Source organism: Salegentibacter sp., assembly GCF_041642575.1.
In the GTDB taxonomy this organism is placed as follows: Bacteria; Bacteroidota; Bacteroidia; order Flavobacteriales; family Flavobacteriaceae; genus Salegentibacter.
Genome location: NZ_JBEPWD010000179.1, coordinates 1 through 2,387, shown reverse-complemented (window position 1 = coordinate 2,387; position 2,387 = coordinate 1). Strand labels below are relative to the sequence as shown.

The 2,387-nt window shown below is 41.9% G+C and carries 3 protein-coding genes and 1 pseudogene; 2 read left to right on the top strand and 2 right to left on the bottom strand.

The features are described from left to right. Window positions 1-280 (bottom strand): annotated as a pseudogene (locus ACESK1_RS13075) (ABC transporter permease); the annotation flags it as partial. A 9-nt stretch (window positions 281-289) separates the two neighbouring features. Between ACESK1_RS13075 and ACESK1_RS13070 the strand changes: the two are divergent. Continuing rightward, the gene (locus ACESK1_RS13070; RefSeq protein ID WP_372920614.1) at window positions 290-1,519 is read left to right on the top strand and encodes an exo-beta-N-acetylmuramidase NamZ domain-containing protein; all 1,230 of its coding nucleotides are present in this window, start codon (window positions 290-292) and stop codon (window positions 1,517-1,519) included. A 17-nt stretch (window positions 1,520-1,536) separates the two neighbouring features. Then, window positions 1,537-1,764, top strand: coding sequence for a PLDc N-terminal domain-containing protein (locus ACESK1_RS13065; RefSeq protein WP_372920613.1), 228 nt, complete (start codon window positions 1,537-1,539; stop codon window positions 1,762-1,764). A 13-nt stretch (window positions 1,765-1,777) separates the two neighbouring features. On the opposite strand, the gene ACESK1_RS13060 is transcribed toward ACESK1_RS13065, so the two are convergent. After that, window positions 1,778-2,272, bottom strand: coding sequence for a YkgJ family cysteine cluster protein (locus tag ACESK1_RS13060; protein WP_372920612.1), 495 nt, complete (start codon window positions 2,270-2,272; stop codon window positions 1,778-1,780). Between the last annotated feature and the right edge of the window lie 115 nt (window positions 2,273-2,387).

Genomic DNA, 2,387 nt, shown 5'->3' with positions numbered 1-2,387 from the left:
TAGTGAATTCGGGATAAAAATCCTGCTCCTTTGAAATTGGGACCAGAGAAACCTGGGAGCTGTTATTATCGTAACTGGAAATACTGATGTGCCCGTTGAAAGCAGCGATCTTATCCCTTATTTTCTCCTGTAATCCCAACCCCGTGGCAAAGGAAACCAACATCATAATTACCCCGATCGCAATAGCAACTATAGCGATTTTTATTATTGGGGCAGATATGCTACTTTTATGGCCTTTGGCGCCAATAAGGCGTTTTACAACGAAGTATTCAAAATTCAAATTATCAGGATGATTAAAAGGTTATTCAAAAGTACATTTTTATTCGCTTTTATCGGACTTGTTTCCTGCGGAAACACAAATTCAGATAAAGATGAGCAGGCCGTTACAGTCGACAAAAGCAAAACTGAATTGACTTCAGAAGACATTATTGTAGGTGCAAATCGCACTGAAACTTACCTGCCTATTCTGGAAGGAAAAAGAGTGGGCTTAGTTGGAAATCAGAGTTCGCGTATCGATAAAGAAGATGGATATACACATCTTGTTGACTCCTTACTTTCCCTGGATGTGAATCTAAAAAAAGTATTCGCACCCGAACACGGTTTCCGTGGCACTGCCGATGCCGGGGAAGCCATTGAAGATGGAAAGGATGCCGAAACCGGTCTCCCGGTGATCTCACTTTACGGCGATAACAAGAAACCAAAACCGGAACAACTTGAGGGACTCGACGTGCTTATCTTCGACCTTCAGGATGTAGGTGCCCGGTTTTATACCTATATCTCTTCCCTACATTACGTGATGGAGGCCTGTGCTGAAAATAATATTCAGCTTATCGTTTTTGACCGCCCAAATCCCAACGGACATTATATTGACGGCCCAATCCTGGAAATGGAAAATAAAAGTTTCGTAGGCATGCATCCCATCCCTACTGTACACGGGCTCACCATGGGAGAATATGCGAAAATGATAAACGGAGAGAAATGGTTAAAAGACGGAATACAATGTGAGCTGGAAGTAGTGGAAATGGAAAATTACAATCATTCCCTGGCTTATGAACTTCCGGTGAAACCATCCCCTAACCTTCCCAATGCACAGTCGATTAATCTATACCCAAGCCTTTGTTTTTTTGAAGGAACCAATGTAAACGCTGGCCGCGGTACCGATAAGCAATTCCAGGTTTTTGGCTCACCGTACCTGGATAAAGAGTATTTCGATTATACCTACACCCCTGAATCTAAAGACGGAGCTAAAAACCCTAAGCATCTCGGGGAAACCTGTTACGGCCGTGACCTTAGCGAACACGAATCTCTGAGCAAAATTAATTTGGAATGGCTTCTGGAAGCTTACCAAAATACTGAAGACAAAGAAAAATTCTTCAATGCCTTCTTTACGAAACTTGCAGGGACCACCAAACTTCAGGAACAAATAGAAGAAGGCCTTAGCGCTGAAGAAATTCGCGAAACCTGGAAGCCAGGATTAGCAGAATTTTCTGAAAAACGAGAAAAATATTTATTATATTAAGGTCAAATTATTCTCCTATGATCGAGTTAGAAACCTCCGGCTTTTGGCTTTCGGCCTTTATGGTAGCACTTCTCGTGCTTCCGGTACTGGCTTTTGCCAGTTTGCTAAAGCAAAATTTCAAGGGGAGACATCGATTGATCTGGGTACTGATTATAATTTTTCTTCCCTTCTTCGGACCAATACTATATTTTTTAATTATCAAAAATTACAAGAAATTTAATCTCATCAAAAGAAGGTTTAAATAGTTTAGACGGCCGCCTAGGTTTTGATCCTTCTCTTCATCTCCTCTACTATATTGTATGCAGCCGGACAAATGGCAGTATTTTTCATGGTGAGATTGGAGATCTTGTGGAAATCCTTCCTGTCAGTATGCGGAAACTCCCGGCAGGCCTTTGGTCTTACTTCATAAATAAGACAATAATTATCGGGAGCCAGAAAAGCACAGGGCACCTCCTGTAATACATAATCCTTATCCTCATCTATACGCAGATATTGCTCGATAAACTGCTGCGGCTTCAGTTTTAAGTGTTTGCTTATTCTCTCAATATCCTTGTTGGTGAAAAGGGGTCCGGTGGTTTTACAGCAATTGGCACAATCCAGGCAATTAGTGCGGGAAAACTCCTCCTCGTGAAGTTCCTTCATTTGCCGGTCCAGGTCCTTTGGTGGCTTTTTCCGAAGGCGCGAAAAGAACTTTTTATTTTCCTTATGCTTATCTTTGGCCCGCTCCGGGAGATTGTCTAAAATTTCCTCCATTTTGCAAAGATATGAATAACACAACGCCAGATAAAGATATCTTCGGAAAAGCGATCTCCGCTTTTTATCATTCCAAAGACGAGACGCCTATCGAGGTACATTCTCCCGATTTTGA